Below are 22038 nucleotides of genomic sequence, written 5' to 3'. Positions count from 1 at the left end.
TTACTTCTCCTCTGGGTGCAGCCCATCTTGATGACCCACTGCATACATAATATGGTCATTGAAACCTGTGGTTACGCGAATATAACCACTTAATTCATCGTCTAACTCACTGTCACCCGTATCGGCAATCAGTGGTCGGCCATTCAAGGCCTGTAATTTAGTTTTAGTGGCTACAACAATAATGTTATCACGGCCAATAGCACGAATAAGTGCAGGGCTTAATTGCTGATTACCTCTGCCGAAGATATGGCCTTGGCCACCAATTAAGGTGATCACCAATTTGGTTTCTTTACCTTGTGTGAGTTCAAGTAATTGCTGAGCAGTTAAATCCTGCGCGATAAGCTCTTGGTCTGCCACTAAGTCTACACCCAGCAAGGTATTTTCAAGACCCATTTCTTCCATAATTGCCGCGACTGTAGAACCACTGCCCATCACATATAAGCAGTCTTCATCCATTTCACTAACAACATAGGCAGCTATATCGGCAAGCACTAACTCATCGGTTTCTTTACCGCCATTTTTAACTGCCTGTACATAACGTACTTCACTAGGCACTTGCATTTCACCATAGCGCTTAGCTTTTACCGTGCCTTCGCGAAATGCTTCTTCGTCGATATCCATCACATCTGCATCACCAAGGCTGACAAGTTCACCTTTAACAAGCATCTCAACAACACGTCCAGCTGCTTTGGGGGTAATAGCATAAACCCCAGAATGAATTTTGCAGCCTGCAGGAATACCTAATACAGGAGTGCTATCGCCAACCGCATGGCAAATATTGCGGGCAGTACCATCGCCACCCGCAAATAAAATAAGGTCGACACCTTGCTCAACTAATAGCTTGGCAGCCTGCTCTGTGTCATCTGGGGTGGTGATATCGTTTGTTTGGTAAATAACTTGGCTTTGAAAGCCTAGTTGCTTTGCCGTTTGCTCGCCCATTTCACCGTTTACAGTGTAAATGATTAAGTCATCTTGATGGGCAAGCAGCACTTCAAGTGCCGCTCGAGTGCGTAAGTTTGCTTTTGGCTCAGCACCAAGTTGCATTGCTTTTGCTGCGGTATCTGCGCCATCACTGCCCTTTAGTGCGACACTGCCACCTAAGCCGGCAACCGGATTTACAATCAAACCTAATTTAAACTGCATCAGATAAAGCTCCTGGGTTGCCATGAAAATCGCGCTGCCACGTAAACTGAGCAGCCGTTAGTGGCCATGGGGTTTTATAGAAATCACTCAATGCTTTAAGAAGTGCTGTTGTGCGCTGATTAAAGCCAGATGCTAAAAAGCTCAACACTTGCTGGTGAACTCGCGCTTGAAAATCGAATCGACAGGTTTGCTCGCCATTTAAATTATCAACCGATACATTAAAATCAAAACCTGCTGCAGTACTGAGCGCCCATTCAATAGCTTGGGGCTTTACTTCAACTGCTTCAAATTCAGCTTGCTGGTGCTTATCACGACCATCTGGGCAATACCAATAGCCATAATCTTCTTTTAACCGACGTGCCTCACCAGCCACCAGCCAATGGGCAATTTCGTGCAAAGCACTGGCATAAAAACCGTGGGCAAACACAATTTGGTGATAAGGCGTTTGCTCATCAGCAGGCAGGTAAATAGGTTCATCATCACCTTTGATCAAACGCGTGTTATGGCTTTGATAAAAAGTGCTTTCAAAAATAGCGATTAAGTCAGCAATCTGATGCATACGGCTTGAATTCATCTCGTTAAAAGCGTCACTAAAAACGAGGCGAATTGTACGGACTTTTCACTCTAAAGTAAAAGCAACCGCCCTCAGTTACAGGTATTTTGCGATATCAACATCATCGATTTGTTCTGGGTTTAAATAGCGTTTTGCATATTCAAGGTAAATACCTGATGTTAAGAACAATTTGAACACATCTTCATCAACATGCTGATCGGCTACCATCTTGGCTAAAATATCAATGGCAACACTGAGTGGCTTGGCTTTTTTATAAGGTCTATCGGCAGCGGTTAATGCCTCGAAGATATCAGCCAGCACCAGCACACGCTCAGGTATCGATAAATCATCTGCAGATAACTTACGCGGATACCCCGTGCCTTTGAGTGTTTCGTGATGGGTCGAGGCATAACGTGGCACCCGTGCTAACTCTTCAGGGAACGGCACATTATCGAGCATTCGAATAGTGCTGATAATATGCTCATTAATTTTAAAGCGATCTTCATTTGTTAACGTACCGCGCTGAATTTGCAAGTTATACAGCTCACCTAGATTATACTTGTATTCAGGAATGCTTACTTTAATGCCTAAGCGCTCGTCATACTCAATAGGTTTATCATGGGTGATCAGATGTTCAGGCTTATCTGAAAGTAGCTTTTCAGTAACAGGCAGCTGCTCATCGCTGCTGTGAACTCGCAGCTCTTCAACTGGAGAAAGGCCTACCTTATCGTTAAAATGTCGCTGCCACGTTATGTTACTTAGCGCCTCTAAACGCTTAAGACTTGCTTCATCCATAAATTCGCCCCCCACATTGCACGCTGCGATAAACGAAAAATCACTGCGTAATTGTGCTTGGCGTTTGGCAAGCTCAGCTTCAAGCTCAGGTTGCTTTTCTGGTGAACTTTGCAATGCTTTTAAATAAGCGATTTCTGCATCTCGCCACAGTACTTCAAAACGTGTACGCACTTCATGAATACGGTTATAAATGGTTTCTAACTTAGTGCCTTTGTCGACGATATGCTCTGGGGTGGTGATTTTACCGCAGTCATGTAGCCAAGCCGCGAGGCTAAACTCTCTTAACTCGTCTTTATTTTTAAAGGCAAACTCTTTAAAAGCGTGTTCATTGGAACTTGAAGCCGCTTTGGCCAACATAATGCCCAGTTCTGGTACTCGTTCGCAGTGCCCTGCTGTATAGGGCGATTTATCATCGATGGCCTGCGCAATAAGCTCAATAAATGACTCCATTAAGGCTTTTTGCTTTTGCTCATGCTGCTGAATAGATTGACTCATTTGCACCATAGAGCTGGCCAGATTATTGATTTCTTTAATACTGCTTTTTAACGTTGAAACTTGGTCAAACTGACGGCGCTTTATCTTTAAGTTTTCACCCTCTAAGGTCTTAATAGGTGCAACAATGGGTGAGGCAAAAAACCACGACACCGGCAATACCATAATTAAGCATGCGGCAGTGATAAAAATAGAGAGCTTAATTTTCTCACGGGTAGAGCTTAGTACCCCCTCTTTCGGCACTACTATCGCTAAGTAATCGCTATTAATGCCCCCTTCTGAAAGCGGAGTAATATACACATACTTTTCAATGCCATTTAGGGTCATCAAACGTAAATGGGCAAAGTTTGTTTCATCTGTAATTAAAGTTAGAAACTCAGGATATGGCACAGTGCCAATAACTTGTGTTTGCTGACTGGGGTCGCTCCCTAACCATTTTCGCTCGAGTGCAGCAATGTACGAATTTGGCAACTGAGTGATTGCCATATCGATTAAGTCTTTAAGCGCTGCATCCTCTGGATGAAACAATAAATGCAGGGTATCGGGTAGTAGCTCGTGGCTATAACTATCAAGCTGATTGTACTGAATACCATCGATAAAAAACTGCTTTTGAGTGTATTTGAACACCGCCTCGTTATCTAAACCAGCATAGACGCGTCCTTGGCTTACTGCATCAAGCACCGCTTTTGTACTTGGTAGCTCAACAATGTCGATGTCGGGAAAGTGCTCTTTGATCACTTTAATGACCGACCAGCCTTCGCCTATTGCCAACTGTTTGCCCGCTAACTGCTTCATGGTAACAACTGGTGTGGTGCCTTTTGCTGTAATGATACTGAACGGTAAGGTCGCCATAGTTTGGCTCATAAGACCAAGCGGCTCATTGGCAGGCGTTTTAAAAATAGGCTGAATAATGTCTATTTCATTTTTTGCAAATTGCGTTAAAAACTCCGACCAAGTAAAACCGTTGATAAAGGTCACCTTGATTCCCAGTAACTCAGCCAAACCATTAATATAATCAATGCTATAGCCTTTCGGGTTTCCGCCCACACTAAAATCCATTGGTGGCCAGTTTGTCTCGTTTGATACGCTTAAATAAGGATACTTTGCCAATACACTTTGCTGCTCTTCAGTCAGAGGCAGTTTTTCAAGCCTTGGTAATAGTAAGCTATTTTTTTGTTGGTTAGAGGCAACAATTTCACCTTCTTTATTGTATATGTACAGCTCGCTTAAATACTGACTGCTCATTTTACTTTGCTGTTTACTTAAATACTCAGAGATGCTCGATAAGCTCACGTCTAACGCCAATACACTGTTTTCTCTTGCCGACTTTATCGAATAGGTTTGCCCGGGAGCTTGTAGGTGGGTGAAAAAATACGGCTTGGTTTTATTGACTCGGGTCGAGTTTGCTTGCTTAAACCACAAACGCTCTCGCGGATCATAGCTGGTACTCTTTGTTTGAGAGATACGCAAATTAAATTGCTGATCAAAGTAATGAGTGTGCTGAACACGCTCTGCACCTTCACCGCTAATATGGATCACTACCCAACGATCCGCTTCGATGGCTTGCAACTGCTGGCGAACAATTTCACTACTTTCTAAATTAATTAATTCATAAAAGTCACCATTTTCATAGCCGACATATAAGGCATAAAACAATGGATTGAGCTGCATGATTTCGCTCATGACATCTCTCAGTTCACTTTTATCTTCGCTGTCGGCACTGATAAGGCTACTGTTTTGTACCATTACACTTAATGTGTTTTCTGACTTTTCATTCACCCCAGTAAGGTAATCAGCAACGGAGCCGGTGGCTAAATTAAAGTTTTTAACACTGGCTTCTAAAGCCATTTTTTCACTGAAATAATATTGCAGGCTAATTGCAATCAGGGCTGTTAATGAGGTGGCTAATACGAACACCGCAACAACGGTAAGACGAATCGAAAAACGAATTTTTTGTTTAAGTTTTTGAAAAGCAGATACCAGCACTTATGCATCTCCTTGCAATGCTTTGTTCGTAAATAATATTAGCTTGTATAATCTTTATACACCAATAACTTTGTATTACAAACAAAAACACTGCAATATTAGCCTAAAGCATAAGCAAATAATTATCTTAGATATTTTTGAATATCGACCGAATCGATTTGCGACTCATGTAAAAACTGTTTTGCATATTTTAGGTATATGCCTGAAGTTAAAAAGAGCTCAAATACGTCACGGTCAATGTGATCGTCATCGACCATTTTCGCTAAAATATCAACAGCAACACTTAAAGGTTTCGCTTTTTTATAAGGTCTATCTGCCGCGGTTAATGCTTCGAAGATGTCAGCAAGTACTAACACACGTTCAGGTATTGATAACTGCTCAGCGGTTAATTTTCGTGGATAACCGGTGCCTTTTAAGGTTTCATGGTGGGTTGATGCATAACGCGGAACTTTCGCTAATTCTTTAGGGAATGGCACACTACCAAGCATACGAATTGTGCTGATCACATGCTCATTGATCTTAAATCGGTCTTCCGCTGTTAACGTGCCCCGCGCCACCGACAAGTTATACAATTCGCCAAGGTTATATTTATACTCAGGAATGACCATATTAATGCCCAAACTATCTGGGTACTCAACGGCTTTTTCGTGTGGAATTAAATCACTTGGCTTATCGCTTAGCAGTGACTCTTCGACAGGTAAATGCTGACTCTTCAAATCAACCATACGCATTTCTTCAAGGGGTGATAAACCTAAACTTGCGTCAAAATGGCGCTGCCACTTAATGCTAGCAACCTCATGTAAACGAGACAGCTGCGCTTCATCCATAAACTCACCACCAACATTACAGGCAGCAATAAATCTAAAGTCTGCGTGTAACTTTTCAGTTTGTTGCTCAAGCTTTTGCTTAAGCACAGATTGCTGCTCTGGGTGCGCTAATAGTTGTTCATAGTAAGCAATTTTTGCATCACGCAGCAGCACTTCAAATCGGGTGCGTACTTCATGAATACGGTTATAAATGGTTTCGAGCTTAGTGCCTTTATCAACAATATGCTCTGGTGTGGTGATTTTACCGCAATCGTGCAACCACGCTGCTAAACGAAACTCGCGTCGCTCATCAGGGGTTTTAAAGCTGAACTTAGAAAACGCCTCATCTGTTGAACCTGATGCGGCATCTGCAAGCCAAATACCCAGCTCTGGCACCCGCTCACAATGCCCTGCCGTATAGGGAGATTTATCATCAATGGCTTGCGCAATAAGCTCAACAAAGGACTCCATCAACGCTTTTTGTGAATTTTCATGTTGCTCAATGGAGCGACTCATATCGACCATCGAACTAGCTAAATAATGAATTTCTAAAATATGGCTCGAAAGCGTTGATACCTCATTGTAATCGCGCTGTTGAATTTTTTTGTTCTCACCCACTAGTTTAAGTATTGGGTTAACGATTGAAGAGGCAAAAAACCAAGAAACGGGCAGCAGCAAAAGTAAAAATAAGCCCGTCACTAAAATTGAAATGCGTATTTTTTCTTTAATTACCGCTAACACGTCATCTTTAGATACCAGTACAGTGAAATAATCCACTTCATCAGATTGCATATCGCTACTGAGCGGCAGAGGCAGCACAAACATGTACTTTTCTATGCCCTTTTCATGGACGCTTAGCATTTTACCAAATTGATGCGCTTTATTAGCAAGCCCAGATTGCTGCTCATCTAATTTAACCAACTGAGATAAGTCAGCAAAACTATGCTGATGGCTTTGGTTTTTACTGCTCGCAATAATTTCGCCATTACCCCGATAAACATACATTTCACTTTCAACCAAGTGCTTCATTTTAGTTTGTTGCGCGGTTAAAAAATGATTCAAACTTGCACTGGCAATATCAATCGCTAATACATCGCCTGTTTGCGCTGATTTAATTGCATAGGTATAACCTGGTACATCAAATACGTTAAACACATACTGCTCAGTTTTCGTCACCGAAGTACTGGTTGCATCCTGAAACCAAACACGGGTGCGCGGGTCGTAATCTGTCGCTTGCGTGTCTCTTTTACGAACGTTGAGCGACTCGTCTAAATACGTGGTTACTTGCTTACGATCGCTGCCCTGCCCTGTAATTTGATACACCAGCCAATGATCGTCTTCATCAAGTTGAAACGATGAAGGAAGCTTGGCATAGCCTTTTAAATTAATAACCTGTAATAAGTCGCCATTAGCATGACCAAGAATAAGCGAATAAAAGTCTGGATGGCGCGTTAAAATTTCGAGCAATACATGCTGTAAAATCTCTTTATTATCTTGGCTATTCGAAAATAATCGCGTGTCGTGGATCATCACGCTCAAGGTATTATCGGCACGATGGTTGATTCGGGTGATGTGATCGGCTATTTGCTGGCTAGTTTGTTTAAATTGTTCTGATTTAGTTTGCAGTATCAGCTTTTCACTAAAGTAATAATGCAAACTAATCGCCACCACGCCTGTGAGTAAACTTGCAAGGGCAAATACCAGCAAGACACTGGCTCTAATTGAAATTTTATACCCTTTATCGTGGCGTGTTAGCATTCGCGACTCCTTGCTTGCTAATATAAGAAAATAATATGATTAAAGATTATACCGAAATGACTATAAGGTACATGTTTTAACGCATAATTAAGCAATTAAAGTTTAATAACTAATTGATTACGTCCTGCATCTTTAGCCTGATAAAGTGCAGCATCAGCTCTTGAGATAACTGATTTTTGCTCCTCTTCTCTCATCACAGTTAAACCAAAACTTGCGCGAATTGGTAAAGATAACTCACCAACTTCGCACATTTCACTATTCAACCTTGAGATCATACTATTAATAATAACCGTTGCATCTGGCACAGAGCATAGTGGTAGTACAATTACAAACTCCTCTCCGCCAAAGCGATACACATCATCAGAGGTACGTAGTGAGTGAGTTAAAAAAGCAGAAAAACGTTGTAATACAGCATCCCCCACCTCGTGGCCGTGGGTATCATTCACACGTTTAAAATAATCAATATCAGCCAAAATAACACAGACCTGTTTTAACTCACCTTGTTGCTGCTGAGTGAGCCTTTGGTACTCTGGGAAAGCATTATCAAAAGCGCGGCGGTTAGGCAGTTGAGTGAGTGAGTCTTTGAGTGCTTGGGTTTTCATTTCGTGAGCGAGTTGCGCAAGCTGAGTATTCCTTACAAACAGCTCCCTACGGATAATATGCTCATGAGCAGCCATGATCATGCCTGCTAAGTTGGCCGCAACATGCGCTAAGATCACCACATAAAATGAGTGAATAGATATATCTTTATAGGAGTAAATAACAATCACAGCGAACACACTGTAAGCAACACCTAAAAACAAAGATAACTTCAAAGATAACAATGTTGAAAAGTAAAAGGTGATCAATATGATCACATCAAAAAACATGTGCAAAATATAATTTCGCTCATAGGTGACAACCATGAACTGGATATTCAAAAATAAAAACACCATAAACACGACAATCACGGGTTTTAACTGCCCTGGAGTTTTTATAAAACCTAGACCAAAAGCGCTTAGTAAACAAACTGATATAGTAACGGCTCTACCGATCAGGGCAATATCGGGCCAAAAGCTCGCTTGAATGATCATCTTGTCAAAGAATGTCACCAAAAAAGTAACAACTGCAATCAAACAGGTAAGAAACTGAGCTATTTTTTTATCTTGAGCAAATTTACTTTGCAAAAATGCTTGCTCAACCTGTAACGATTTAAATTGGCAAGCATAGCGCTCAATCGACATATCTTCGTTTAATAATTTTGCTGCAAAAGCGCCCATAAATAAATGCCTACTACGAAAGGAAGTGAGGGGTGTTAGATTAAAGAGCAACTACTCTAGTATAGAGTGTATGCTCACTAATTAAACTAGTATTTTTGTATAAAAATACGACAAAAAACCCCAAATGAAAGTATAGTAAACAATAGATTAAGTAGGAAAATACTCTAAATTTCAGTTAGCTGATTTCTTCACCCGCTTCATCACAATCTACGATATCTGTTTCTTTAAGGGCTTCGTTGATCCAACTTTGCATTACCGGGCAAGCAAGTACCTGCTGGCAATAAGCTTGCGCAGCATGCGAAAGCTCCACCTGATACGTTTTGAAGCGCAGCACCACAGGTGCAAACATCGCATCAACAATAGAGAACTCGCCAAATAACCATGCATTAGGGTAGCTTTGCTGCTGAGCAGAAAAAATCTCATCGATACGTGCAATGTCTTTTTTAGCTTGCTCTGATAATTCAACATGCCTTTTGGCGCGGATATTCATTGGCATTTCATTACGAAGTGCAGCAAAACCAGAGTGCATCTCAGCCGCTAGACTGCGCGCTCTTGCTCTTTGAGCTATTTCACTAGGCCAAGCAGCACCATTTAGATAAGCATCATTGATGTATTCACAAATAGCGAGTGAATCCCACACGGTTAACTCAGCATCAATAAGAGCCGGCACTTTTTGCACTGGAAACTTACTTTTTAATGCTTCATAAAATTCAGGCGTATCCAAAACTAACTGCAGCTCTTTAAAAGAGATATTGAATTTACTCAGTAAATACCAGGCCCGCAATGACCACGTTGAGTAATTTTTATTGCCAATAAATAATTGCATTGTGCTTCCTTTAACGTTTAGATTAAGCTCACTATAAAACAGCAATTGGGTAATTACTCGCCAATTGTTTTTATGCTACCTATAAGAAAAGCTGATACATTATGGATATTGATGCCCTTAGAACTTTTTGTGCCTTTGTTGATACAGGCAGTTTCACCCGCGCTGCAGCACAAATTTGCAGAACCCAATCGGCGGTAAGTATGCAAATGAAAAAGCTTGAACAAGACCTTGCAAGTCCGCTATTTGAAAAGCAAGGTCGTCAACTGGTGCTAACCCATCAAGGCCACCAGCTAGCAAGCTATGCAAAGCAATTGATAGCGCTTCATGATGAAGCCTTTAAGCAATTAAAAGCAGGCACTGGCAATTTACGTGTGCGCATTGGCTGCCCTGACGACTATGCCCACTCTTTACTACCAGAGCTTGTTGATGCTTTACACCAACAGTTTAATGCACTGGATTTACAAATAAGCTGCGCCCCTAGTACTGAGCTTAGAGCCAAACTAGACAAAGGTATGCTCGATTTGGTGATTGCCACTCGCTCGCCAGACAGCGAAGAAGGCTACTTATTGCAATCAAGCCAAGGCGTGTGGGTGAAAAGCCCTGCTTTTGAGATTAACGATTCAACCCCACTTCCTATCGCCTTGTTTCAACGAGACTGTAAGTTTCACCAAGCCAGTATTGAGGGTTTATTAAAAGCCGAGCGTCGTTTTAATATTATTGCCTGTTGTGGCTCAGCGGGAGCGTTACATGGCTTGATTAAACAAGGACTGGCAATTGGCAGTATGGCACGAATAAGCATGCAATCGGGTGTGGAAGAGATCTGCGATAGCTCACTTCCGGTATTGCCTGTCATTGATATCGTGCTGCTTTACGGTAATCATGCCCACAACCCACTAAGTCATGAGCAGCTTAAGCAGCTTGTGGATTTGATTAAGACATAAAAAAGCGCGATCATAATCATCGCGCTCATTAACTGCGTTTACTTTATTTAAAGTCGCGCTTAAATCGAACCTTTGATTGGTCCATGTTCGTGGCTTACATGTGGGTTTTGACCACGTTGGCGCAATAAGTGATCCATTAAGGTAATCGCCATCATCGCCTCAGCAATAGGTATTGCACGAATGCCCACACATGGGTCATGACGTCCTTTGGTGATCATCTCTACCGCTTCGTTGCTGGTATTAATGCTGTTACCCGGTATGGTAATGCTTGAAGTTGGCTTAAGTGCGATAGAGGCAATGATGTCTTGCCCTGTCGAGATACCTGCAAGTACACCACCTGCGTGATTTGATGTAAAACCATCAGGAGTTAACTCATCACGGTGTTCAGAGCCCTTTTGCTCAACCACATCAAATCCATCACCAATCTCAACGCCTTTTACTGCATTAATACTCATTAATGAGTGTGCAAGCTCTGCATCTAGGCGATCAAATACTGGCTCACCGAGACCAACAGGCACATTTTTAGCAACCACTTTAACTTTTGCGCCTACCGAATCACCTTGTTTTTTTAGGTCGCGCATATATTCATCAAGCGCATCTAATTTACTCGGATCCGGGAAGAAAAATGCATTGTTTTCCACTTCATCCCAGTTGTAGTCTTCTGCTTTAATTGGCCCAAGTTGGCTCAAACAAGCACGCACTTCGATACCATGAAACTGTTTTAGGTATTTTTTTGCAATTGCACCCGCCGCTACACGAATCGCCGTTTCACGGGCAGAAGAGCGACCACCACCTCGGTAATCACGAATACCGTACTTATGCCAATAGGTATAATCACCATGACCTGGGCGAAATACATCGGCAATTTTGCCGTAATCTTTTGAACGTTGATCGGTGTTTTCAATCAGTAAACCAATACTAGTACCTGTGGTTTTACCTTCGAAAACACCAGAAAGAATTTTTACTTCGTCACTTTCGCGACGCTGTGTTGTATAACGACTTTGCCCCGGCTTACGGCGGTCTAAATCAATTTGTAAATCGGCCTCGCTAATTTCAAGACCTGCTGGTGTGCCATCAACAACGCCGCCTAATGCAACGCCGTGGCTCTCACCAAAGGTGGACACTTTAAATAGTTGCCCGATGCTATTACCTGCCATTAATTTTCCTCATTCCTAATGACTACTGAGACCGAGCCCTCAGGCTCGGCTTTTAAAATCTGCTGTTAATCTTCGAAATAGTTAACAAGCTGCTGTTTGCTGATCACAAACACGCCAAGACCACCTTGTTCAAATTCAACCCACTCAAATGGTGCGCCTGGGTACAGCTCTTCCATATGTACCATAGAGTTGCCAACTTCGACAAATAACAAACCGTTATCAGTTAGATGCTCTGCAGCTTCAGCTAGGATGGTGCGAGTAACATCAAGACCATCATGACCCGATGCTAAACCAAGCTCTGGCTCGTGATGGAATTCACGTGGTAAATCAGCCATATCTTCAGCATCAACATACGGTGGATTAGCTACGATCAGGTCATATTTTTGACCTGGAACACCACTAAACACGTCTGACTGAATTGGCAGTACACGGTCATTTAGCATGTAATCGCTAATATTAATATCAGCAACTTCGAGCGCTTCATATGAAATATCAACCGCATCAACCTGTGCATCTTCAAATGCTTGTGCAAGTGCAATAGCGATACATGCAGAGCCGGTACATAAATCAAGAATGCGCGTTACTGAGCTTGGCTCTTCCAACCAAGGTGCAAAGCGATTATTAATTAACTCTGCAAATGGCGAACGTGGAATTAACACGCGCTCATCAACATAAAAAGGCATACCTGCAAACCACGCGGTGTTGGTCAGGTACGGTACTGGCGTACAATCATTAATACGCTCTGCAATTAGTTCAGCTAAGCGGTTTTTCTCGGTGCTGGTTAAGCGCGCATGCATTAGCTCTTTTGGCGCGTCGATTGGCAAGCTTAATGCTGGTAATAGTAAGCTAACTGCTTCATCCCACGCATTATCTGTGCCGTGCCCAAAGAAAATACCACTGCTGGCAAATTGACTGGTTGTCCAACGTAACCAATCATGCAACGTTGAAAGTTCTGCAATTGCCTCGTCTAAAATTGCGTCTTCTATCTGGAAATGGTTCATGTATGTTCCTTAACTTTCAAAGTCTGTTCTGACGCGTATTGTACCGTCTTTTCAGTTGGTTTTTACTCGATTTTTAGCGTTTTTTTGTTTAGACTGCCGCCATGAAAAAAGATCCCCACGCCAACAACCACATTAGCACTGACGATATTGACTTATTTCGTCAGAGTATCAGTGGTGCCAAAGCATTTAAACAAGACACTATTCGATTCACCAATAAGCCTAAAGTGTCACAAGCGAAGCAATTTTCCCAGCAAAAAAAGCAACATCAGGCAGAATTTTTCTTTTCTGATGAATATGTACCAGACATCGACACTCATGGCACCGTAAGTTATGTCAAACCAGGTCACGATAGCTTTTTAGCAAAACAACTTCGCCGTGGAGATTACCCACCAGATTTAACCCTTGATTTACATGGCTTAAATAAAGAATTAGCCAAAGATGAGTTGGCGGGTTTAATTCATGAGTGTAAAAAACAGCATTACTATTGCGCTTGTGTTGTGCATGGCATTGGTGAGCGCATACTTAAACACAAGGTACCGCAATATTTAGTACAACACCCTGATGTGATTGCTATGCACCAAGCACCTCTTGAATTTGGAGGTAAAGGTGCGGTACTTATTTTAATTAATCTTCCACAAAGTGATGAGTTCAGACGCTAACGTCTTTTTATCATAAGGCCTAAAGTGCATATTTTTTCGATTATCTTTCCACTGATTTTTATCGTGTTAAGTGGTTACATCAGCTCGCGAAGCACGTTTTTATCGAAAGAGCATATAGCAGGTTTAAGTAAGTTTACTTTTTATATCAGTGTGCCTGCTTTTCTATTTTTAAATATGGCCCAAGCCGATTTACAAAATAGTGTGTCTATTGCAGGCTTTTTGAGCTTTTACATTCCAGTATTGGCCATTTACGCCCTCGGCTATGTTCTTGACCGCTATCTCATTAGCAAGCAATCTGCGCCGTCACGTCATGCTGTATTTGCCCTTGGCAGTAGTTACTCAAATACAGTACTGGTAGGCTTACCTATTATTATTGCTGCACTTGGCCAACAGATGGTCGGCATTGTGTTTATGATCATCACTTTTCATAGCGCACTTTTGTTTACCCTTACCTTTTTGCTCAGTGCTAAGTCGCAGCAAACATTCTCTTGGCGAGCATTTGCTAAAAACATGCTGCTGAATCCAGTCGTGTTAAGCATCAGTAGCGGCTTGGCTGTTAACCTACTTGGCTTTACACTTTTTGATAATTTAGCAAATGGCCTGAGTCTACTTGCCAAACCTGCCATTGCCTGTGCGTTATTTGTATTAGGGGCGAACCTTGCGTTTTATAAAGTGGCCGACAACTTACAAGCCTCTCTTATTGCAACCATCATCAAGCTAGTTGTATTACCGTGCGGGGTCTACTTTTTTGCAGGCAGCGTATTCAACCTAGAGCAATCATTACTGAACGTGTTAGTACTTTTAAGCGCCTCTCCTTTAGGGGTCAACGCTTATCTAATCGCCAATCAAATTAAGCAACACCAAGCGACACTGGCAAGTAGCGTCGTGCTTTCAACTGTATTGAGTGTAGCGAGCTTTAGCATCTGGTTAAGTATTTTACTTTAAACATCTTCGCGCTTGTTTTTGCTGAACATTTAATGGCGAAATAAAGTTATCTTCACGCTGTTTTTGCGTTAAGCAGTTGCGTCGTTTTGGCAATGCATTTTTCGCAGCATCATTAATTTCACGACTCAATGCGGGTAAGCTAAACAGCTTGCCTTGATTAGCTAATATAATTAAGCGGTCAGCATGCTCATCAAACGCTATTTGTTGCTGTTGATAATCATCAACCTGATAAAACAGCTGACCCGTGTCAAGATGATAAATACTAGGCTTACCTTGGTTAATTATTAAATATTCTGCTGATGCTGATAAGCTTAAATCCCCAGCTTCTTCAGTGGTGTTAAATCGATAAAGTTCTTGCAAGCTAACAGTGTCAACAACCACAACAGCTTTGTCTTTTAATCCAATAACCAGCTCACTCCCCTTAACAAGTAGGTCTGCAATATCAGACTGGAAGGTCAGTTGTTTTAAAACCTCACCGGTTTGCAGATCCAAGATACCCACTTTACGCTTGGCTGCTTTTATTACCAAACGGTTTGCTTGTGACACAAAGTAGGCATCAAGAACTCGGGCTATTTTAGTTGTATTAAACTGCGGCTTTTTCGCTTGTAAATCATAAAGCATCACCCCTTTTTTATTATTACCTAGCAATAAATAACGCCCATCAGCACTCAGCCTAGGCTCGGTCATGATGGTATCTTCACTAAGGGGGATTTCGGCGATGCTTTGTTCGCTCATCAAGTCAACGGAGTAAAGCGCTTTTTTGTTCCAAGAATCTTCAATAAATAAAACAAACTGCTGTGCTTCATTTAATAATGAAACCGAAGCCGAATCATATTTGTCACCAAACTCAATTAAGCTGTTCTTTTCTAGATCAAATACTTGGTGATTGCCATAACCACATTCCACACTTATAAAGCGTTTTGCATTGGCTACATCGGCGATATTAACACGATGTCGTTTACACAAATCTATGCGTCGAACAAGCTCACCACTCAAGCTATTAAACATATAAAGCTGGTTTTTATTATCAAGGCTCTGTGCTGCCAGAGTGTGCCCGTCAGTGCTAAATTCAGCGCCCCATAAATTAATTTTTTCGCTAAGTGCTATGCTCGGGCTATTTTTCAGTAATGACCAAATTGAAATACTTTTGTCATCACTCGAGGCGTTAACCAACTCACTATTTGTTAAAACAAGCTTTGTGCGCTGATTAATTTTAAAGTTATTAACTTCAATAGCAGTTGCGACATCCCACACACGCACATTTTTATACGCTAATGTGATCAAAAGCTTACCGTCTGGTGTAAATGCGCCATCTTCAACATTTGAAAAATGGCTAAGCTGACTACCTTGATTTGTTTTGATATTCCAAAGTGTCGGAGCCTTTTCTAAACTACGAATAAAATCAGCATTTTCGGTTGTCGATTGTACTTGGTTAACAGTGGCCATTGCATAAACGTATTCTCCATTTTTACTCATCAAGGTATGAATATGCGGAGTAACTCCTTGTTGCTCGCCACTTTCAACTGCTTCAACACGGGTACCATTTAGATCGTAAATAACTAAGCCTTGGCTATCATTGGTAAAGCCTGTTTGTCGAGCTAAGCTATTTTTAGCTGTAAAATCATAAGCTAAATCCAATGAGCGTATTTCATTTCCATTTTGAGCGTTGAAGAGTTTAAGTGGCCCCACGAGCTCAGGAGTCGTTAAAATATAGTGACCATTTGGGCTAATTTGAATGTCTGCCAAGCCGTATTGTTGAGAATGTTTAACATCGTATAAAAGCTCATTATTAGTGACATCCCAAGCAATGAGCCGGTCAAAATGACTGCTCATATAAAGGATTTTGTTATCAGGACTAAATACTAGGTTTTTTATCTCGGCTTTAATTTCGGTGCTTTGTTGTTTGGTTAAGGTATCACTATCCCAAACACTGACTTCGCCCTCACGAGTCGCTATAGCAAGTTGTTTGTTATCACGGCTTAAACTAAAACCTTGAACAAACTGTTCAGTTTTAAGCAGTTTATCTTCGTCACTATCTGTTATTGATAAACGCTTAACTTTGCCATTTGAAAGTACAAACAGCTGCTCATTTTCAACATATTGGTACTGTTCAATTTTTTCTTGTGCTTGATAATAAAAGTGTTTGTTATTGGCATAAATCGCCCGACGCAATTGCCCTATTCCACCGGGCATTGGACGCTCTCCCCCATATAAACCGGGTAGTGCATTGAGGCCTAATAGCAACGCAGTATCATGCTCTCCATCATCGTTTGCTTGACGGGCTCTATCAAGCAAAAAGCGACTTTGATTTAACAATGAAGCATCACGCTGCTCAGTTGCTATTTTAGTTTGCTGTTGCGCAAGCTGTTCATTTTTAATGGCTTGTTGCTGTTTAATATAAGCAAAAACACCCGCAACCACTGCAATAACAGCTAGCATAGCGACGGCACTTAACCATTGGCGCAAACGCTTTGCCTTTTGCTTAGCAAGTTCTAATTGATAAGCTTGATCGCGCTTAGTTAATGCTCCGAGTGGCACACCTAAAATGCCTGCGATAATTTTTAACAGCATCAATTTTTGTTGAGCTTGGTATTGCTCAACATATCGAGCTAAATCTTGGCTTGAAAATTCAGTGCGCGATTTTAAATACTGTTTATATGCTTCAATTGAGGTCCAGCCTTGTTCAAGCTTGCCATCATGATTAACCCGAAAATCAGCCGCTAGAGGCTCAGCTAATTGCGTTGTTGGGTTACCCTGTGCGTCGTAAGCATATTGTAAGGGCTTTGGAAAACATTCATCCTCTGGCGCAACCCCTTGCGATTGCTTTGTTTTATCCCAGCTTGCATTTGGTTCACCGTCAATCATTGCGGCAATAATTTGATCGCTTCGGCCTAACTTTTTGAAGTAATCGATTTCATCTGCAACATAAGTAGATGCCACAGCATTAGGTGAACATAGCACGATAAGCAGTTGAGTATTATCTAGTGCACGTGTAATTGCATTGCCAAGATCAGCATCGGCTGGGAGCTCTTCTTCATCACGAAAAATAGGGAAAATACGCTCTGGGATCAACTCGCCACGGGCATTTTTTTGACCCACTAAATCTTTCGGGATTTCATAGGTTTCGATTGCTTGGTGCAACCAAGTTGCCCACTGCCGTCCAGTTTGCTTATTATCAGCGTGACGATATGAGATAAACGCCAAGTATTGATGCTTAACTAACTTCTCACTCATTAGCTAATCTCTCTTAAAGTCTACAATACGCACTTCACCATTAGGGCGCTGACTAGTAAACGGGTAACGGCACTTAAACTGTTCTGGCACACCATGCTGCCACCAATTTACAACATCAGCTGTACCGCCAATTCCTCTGCTAGGTTGAGAATCCCACACTGCGATTAGCTCGTCGGCCATAGCAACCAAGTGCGCTGCTAAAGAGGCATATTGCAAAGCACGAGACTCATTAGCTGTATCTTCCATCTCGGCTAAACTTCGATAAACAGGGGGAATTTCTGCAAACCACTGTGCTTTGGCGAGCAACTGTTCAAACTCACTATCTTGTTTACTAAAATCCAATTTATACAGTTCGTAAGCCATGGGCAGTAGAGCAATAAAACTAGCGTCTAAATGGGTTAGCGCTCGCTCTATCACTAATCTATCAGCTCCTTCAGCAAGACCAGAAACAAACTGAAAATGACAATTTGGATGAGCCTGCTTAATCGCATCTAACTGCTGATCAATGTCTCGAACCAACGTGTCATGTTGCTGGCTTTCAAGGTTTGTGAAGCGATGGCCTGTGACTGCCACGGTGACCACTTTTTCAATGCCAAAAGGTTGCGTTGTATCTTTTGCCAGTAACAGTAAATCGTTAACAGCTGAGGCAAAAAAATCACTATTACCTTGCTGCTGTTGTTGTGTTAAATCATGCCAAGGTTTTATCAGTGTATGTCGTTTTGCAATATTTGAGCGAGTACTAGAAAACTGCCAGCCATCAATTTTACGCTCAGCGCACCAGCGAGCATGCTCCATCGACGACATCACATTGAGCTCGTTATCTGATAATTCAATGCTGTTTGAGTGGCTGCTAAAACGTGCATTTACCATCGCCAGTTTTTCACGCCAACTCAGCGCAAAAGCTCTATTGGCTTCCTTTAAACTATAAGGTAGATCTTGCCATGAAGTAACATTAGCTTGATTTGCTTGATAGCTTTGTTCGTGAGCTCGCTTAGCTAACACTGAGCCACGAGGCTGAGTCACTGCGCTAATATTGATATCTTTACTGTTATCATTAAAAGCCACCAAGTTATCAGGTACTTGCCTTGTTTTAGCTTGTTGTTGTTCACTAAATTCGGTGTAGCTAGTCGCGTAGTAAATGGGTGCCATAAATAAGCATTCAACTAGCATCTTATTGCGAAGTGTCAAAGCGATTGAGAAACAGTTTAATTGCTGTGTATCGAAAATATAAATTTGCGTTGCATTAGAAATGATATCGAGCAGCAGTTTATTATCTGCGAGTAATTCATGAATTTGCTTATTAATAACATTAAGCTCAGCGGCAGCGTCAATAGCTGTAAGCTCTGCACTCAACTCTGCATTAGATTCGGTAGTGATTAAAGTAATTTTTACCGGCTTTAAACTACTGTAGATAGCACTTTTCGCATAAGTTCTTGCTAAATCTAACGCCGCGTCATTACTACCAAAAATAACCAAATGAACTTGGTCTTTTCCTTGAATATTAAGCAGTGGTAACGGCGAATGCTTGGCGAAAAGCTGCTCTGCTAGTAACTGGCTTTTACGCCAAAAGCGTAATTCAGTGCTGGTATTTTCAATAAATCGAGGGAGTTGTTTAAGTTGATCCGCTAATACCCGACTATGCAGATGTACAAAAACGGGCGCTTTCAAGTTGGGTAAGTTAGTAAGTACTTGCTGTGCAATAGTAATGTTATGGCTATCATCGCCACAACAGAAAAATACCGCCTCAGCATGCTGTAAATGAAGCTTATCAGCAACTGATTGATTAATATCACCAACATGCACAATCGCACCTTTTTGTTTCAGTAAGGCAATATGACTATTTTCAGGGTTACTTTCGATTGCTATAACTGATTTATTCGCAGCCAATGCAGATAGAGCAATGGCAGAACCTTTATTTCCCAAACCAATAACAAGCTGAAAATCAGAGCGAGGCCTCAGTAAATATACAATGAGCTGCTTTGCACCATCAAAAATTAGATAAAAGAAAATTAATGCTGTCGTTAAGGGGGCTGCAAATCGAGCAAATTCAATGAAAGGGTTCATTTGATTGGTTTTATAAAGCTCTTGTGTCCAATCACCACTAAAAGCAAACAGGCCCGCAATTGCATATATATTGTTAGCTAAAGGTTCACTCCAGCGTGTTGTTTGCGATACACCAAACAGCCCCACCAACATAATGAACATAAATAAGCCGAACAGAAATAAAGTCGATTTCTTTTGTGAATCCATGGGCTACCTTGGGTTATTTTTATAGTTTATATTAGGAAATAATAACCCCTCAACGCAGTTACCACCAGCGAGGCTTACTAAAGCCCACCCGATACGTCTATAAAACTGCCCGTTGTGAATGAGGCTTGCTCACTTGCCAAAAAGTAAATTGCTGAAGCGACCTCTTCTGCCTCACCACCACGCCCCAGCGGCAACTTAGATTTTAACCTATCGACTCGGTTTGCCTCACCGCCATCGCGGTGCATATCGGTATAAATAAGGCCTGGCCTTATCCCATTAACTCGAATACCTTTACTCGCCACTTCTTTGGCAAGGCCAATCGTGAAGGTATCAAGTGCTCCTTTGGATGCGGCATAATCTAAATATTCATTTGGCGAGCCTGTGCGTGAAGCACCTGATGAAACATTCACAATACAGCCTTTGTCCATACGCTTTATAGCTTCTCGCGCGCACAGAAAGGCGCCTGTAACATTACAACTTAAAATAGCGTTGATACGCTTAGCATCCATCTCTAATAACGGCATTTGCGGCATCATCATCGCTGCGTTATTAACTAATACATCTAACCGCGAAACCTTAGCATCTAATTTAGCGAACATAGCGAGCACTTGCTGCTCATCGGCAATATCAGCTTGCAACAAATAGGCATTCACGCCAAGCGCATTTATCTCATCAGCGACCTGCTCTGCACTTGCGTGATCAGACTTATAGTTAATACATACATCATAGCCATGTTTAGCAAACAGTTTTGCTGTCGCTGCACCTATACCGCGGCCTCCTCCGGTAATAAGAACCACTGGATTCGTGTTCATTCTGACTCCTTGAAAACTAACCTAAACTGCTCACACACCAACGGCATATCAGGGTGACATTGATACTCTGTGTCCGCGAGCTCTCGCTGGTAATAATCCCAATGCACACGCTGCCAGTACTCAAGGCTTTTGTCGCCCTCGCCTTCTAATGCGGCGTAATCGGTGCTTATTTGATTATATGGGGTGATAGTTACAGAAACGGTTTCAATAATGCCGAGAGGCTGTCCCTGCCAATTGGTAAAAATGGCTAAATCACCAACTTCAGGAAGGGCTTCATTATTGGCTTTAAACCAATAAAGTGAAGGGGTTGTTGCTTGTTTTACACCATTTAAAACCAGCAATGCGCAGTCATTGGCATCTTGCTCATTGTCGCAAAAATGCCAACTTGGCAGTTCAATCACTTCGCGCCCTGATTGCTCATTAAAGCGAGCAATCATCTGCGCGATACGCTGCTCGTTACTTAACGGCTGCAACGACAGAAATCTCAACGAGTAGTGCATCGCGCGCCATTTTTGCCTCAACACAAGCGCGAGCTGGTGCATGACCCTGTGGCACCCATGCATCCCAAACAGCGTTCATCTGTGCAAAGTATTCCATGCTCTTCAGGTAAATTGTGGCACTTAGCATGTGCTCTTTGCTACTACCTGCTTCAATAAGCAGCGCCTCGACCTTATCTAGCATGGTTTGAGTTTGTTCGGTGATATCTTTTTCGGCATCAGCACAAACTTGGCCGCATAGGTATACTGTGCCGTTATGCTTAACGATGCGGCTCATACGCGCACCGGTTTGTAAACGTTCGATTGTCATAGTAAGAACTTAAAAAATTAACAGTGGCGCTAATTTAGCAAATCCACTGTTAGATTTCGACGTTATTTGGCGAGTGAATACTGAGGTACTGACTGCGCTGTTTGTGTTCATCATATTCGATAACAGCAACCGCTCCTGTATTGAAGATTGGCATATGACCAGGGCTTAACTGGTCAACTAAGTAGCTAACAATTGGCATATGGGCAACGACCAACCAGGTATTGCAGTCTGGGTGCATAGCAATCAAGGTTTCTAGGTAATCAGCAGCAATTTGCGGTACACCATCGGGGGTAATATCACTGCAGGTTTCGTTAAATTGTAACGAAATATGTTGCGTCGCATCCAAAGCAGTTTGTTGTGCGCGAATGTAAGGACTTACCAACAGAGCATCAGGTTTATGGTGTGTTGCTAACCACTGCCCCATTCGACTGGCTTCTTGGTGACCGGTCTCGGTCAGTTGTCTTGCTGCATCATCTGCTTGCATTGGCGTAGCTTCGCCATGGCGCATGATTAAGATTGTTTTCATAAAAAATCAACCGATTAAAGAATATAAAACAGTAGCCAGTTTGCTTGATTGTTCGCTATATTAGAATATCATCACTAGATACATTAAA

Annotated in this window: 17 protein-coding genes; 3 read left to right on the top strand and 14 right to left on the bottom strand. The window is 41.9% G+C overall.

Going from position 1 to position 22038, the window contains the following annotated elements; genetic code table 11:
- From PASHI_RS20295 to PASHI_RS20270, 6 genes are all read right to left on the bottom strand, one after another.
- Positions 1-1143, bottom strand: coding sequence for an ATP-NAD kinase family protein (locus PASHI_RS20295; RefSeq protein WP_055198023.1), 1143 nt, complete (start codon positions 1141-1143; stop codon positions 1-3).
- A complete protein-coding gene (locus tag PASHI_RS20290) occupies positions 1133-1702 on the bottom strand; it encodes an elongation factor P hydroxylase (protein WP_058586361.1) in 570 nt (189 codons plus the stop codon). Before PASHI_RS20290 ends, PASHI_RS20295 begins: the two co-directional genes overlap by 11 nt.
- Before the next feature lie 90 nt (positions 1703-1792).
- Complete coding sequence (locus PASHI_RS20285; RefSeq protein ID WP_062566847.1) at positions 1793-4969, bottom strand: HD domain-containing phosphohydrolase; 3177 nt, start codon at positions 4967-4969, stop codon at positions 1793-1795.
- 122 nt (positions 4970-5091) lie between these two features.
- On the bottom strand, positions 5092-7533 hold the full coding sequence (locus PASHI_RS20280; protein WP_062566846.1) for an HD-GYP domain-containing protein: 2442 nt from the start codon (positions 7531-7533) through the stop codon (positions 5092-5094).
- 95 nt (positions 7534-7628) lie between these two features.
- Positions 7629-8792 carry a GGDEF domain-containing protein gene (locus PASHI_RS20275; protein WP_062566845.1) on the bottom strand — a complete coding sequence of 388 codons (1164 nt, stop codon included), beginning with the start codon at positions 8790-8792 and terminating at the stop codon, positions 7629-7631.
- Between the two features lie 175 nt (positions 8793-8967).
- Complete coding sequence (locus tag PASHI_RS20270; RefSeq protein WP_062566844.1) at positions 8968-9618, bottom strand: glutathione S-transferase family protein; 651 nt, start codon at positions 9616-9618, stop codon at positions 8968-8970.
- Positions 9619-9719: 101 nt separating this feature from the next.
- Between PASHI_RS20270 and PASHI_RS20265 the strand changes: the two genes are divergently transcribed.
- On the top strand, positions 9720-10559 hold the full coding sequence (locus tag PASHI_RS20265) for a LysR family transcriptional regulator (RefSeq protein ID WP_062566843.1): 840 nt from the start codon (positions 9720-9722) through the stop codon (positions 10557-10559).
- Between the two features lie 59 nt (positions 10560-10618).
- Here PASHI_RS20265 and aroC read toward each other — a convergent pair whose 3' ends face one another.
- On the bottom strand, positions 10619-11716 hold the full coding sequence (aroC, locus tag PASHI_RS20260) for a chorismate synthase (RefSeq protein WP_058586334.1): 1098 nt from the start codon (positions 11714-11716) through the stop codon (positions 10619-10621).
- 65 nt (positions 11717-11781) lie between these two features.
- A complete protein-coding gene (gene prmB / locus PASHI_RS20255) occupies positions 11782-12717 on the bottom strand; it encodes a 50S ribosomal protein L3 N(5)-glutamine methyltransferase (protein WP_054562115.1) in 936 nt (311 codons plus the stop codon).
- Positions 12718-12818: 101 nt separating this feature from the next.
- Between prmB and smrB the strand changes: the two genes are divergently transcribed.
- A complete protein-coding gene (gene smrB, locus PASHI_RS20250; RefSeq protein ID WP_054562116.1) occupies positions 12819-13376 on the top strand; it encodes an endonuclease SmrB in 558 nt (185 codons plus the stop codon).
- 24 nt (positions 13377-13400) lie between these two features.
- Positions 13401-14321: an AEC family transporter gene (locus PASHI_RS20245; protein WP_062566842.1), complete on the top strand. Its 921-nt coding sequence runs from the start codon at positions 13401-13403 to the stop codon at positions 14319-14321.
- Here PASHI_RS20245 and PASHI_RS20240 read toward each other — a convergent pair.
- The 6 genes from PASHI_RS20240 to sixA form a co-directional block, all read right to left on the bottom strand.
- Positions 14313-17555, bottom strand: coding sequence for a toll/interleukin-1 receptor domain-containing protein (locus PASHI_RS20240; RefSeq protein WP_062566841.1), 3243 nt, complete (start codon positions 17553-17555; stop codon positions 14313-14315). The two genes, PASHI_RS20245 and PASHI_RS20240, sit on opposite strands and share 9 nt — an antisense overlap.
- Before the next feature lie 3 nt (positions 17556-17558).
- Positions 17559-19805 (bottom strand): NAD-binding protein, encoded by a 2247-nt coding sequence (locus PASHI_RS20235; protein WP_062566840.1) that lies wholly within the window; start codon positions 19803-19805, stop codon positions 17559-17561.
- Between the two features lie 77 nt (positions 19806-19882).
- Entirely contained in the window at positions 19883-20617 is a 735-nt protein-coding gene (locus tag PASHI_RS20230) for an SDR family oxidoreductase (RefSeq protein WP_062566839.1), read from the bottom strand.
- A complete protein-coding gene (locus PASHI_RS20225; RefSeq protein ID WP_062566838.1) occupies positions 20614-21090 on the bottom strand; it encodes an ASCH domain-containing protein in 477 nt (158 codons plus the stop codon). Before PASHI_RS20225 ends, PASHI_RS20230 begins: the two co-directional genes overlap by 4 nt.
- A complete protein-coding gene (locus tag PASHI_RS20220; protein WP_054562122.1) occupies positions 21074-21424 on the bottom strand; it encodes a RidA family protein in 351 nt (116 codons plus the stop codon). The genes PASHI_RS20225 and PASHI_RS20220 overlap by 17 nt, the downstream gene beginning before the upstream one ends.
- A gap of 49 nt (positions 21425-21473) precedes the next feature.
- Entirely contained in the window at positions 21474-21950 is a 477-nt protein-coding gene (gene sixA, locus PASHI_RS20215; protein WP_054562123.1) for a phosphohistidine phosphatase SixA, read from the bottom strand.
- Positions 21951-22038: the final 88 nt, after the last annotated feature.

This window comes from Pseudoalteromonas shioyasakiensis, assembly GCF_001550135.1.
In the GTDB taxonomy this organism is placed as follows: Bacteria; Pseudomonadota; Gammaproteobacteria; order Enterobacterales; family Alteromonadaceae; genus Pseudoalteromonas; species Pseudoalteromonas shioyasakiensis.
The sequence above is the reverse complement of the archived record's forward strand: the minus strand, read 5'-3'. Positions and strand labels throughout refer to the sequence as shown.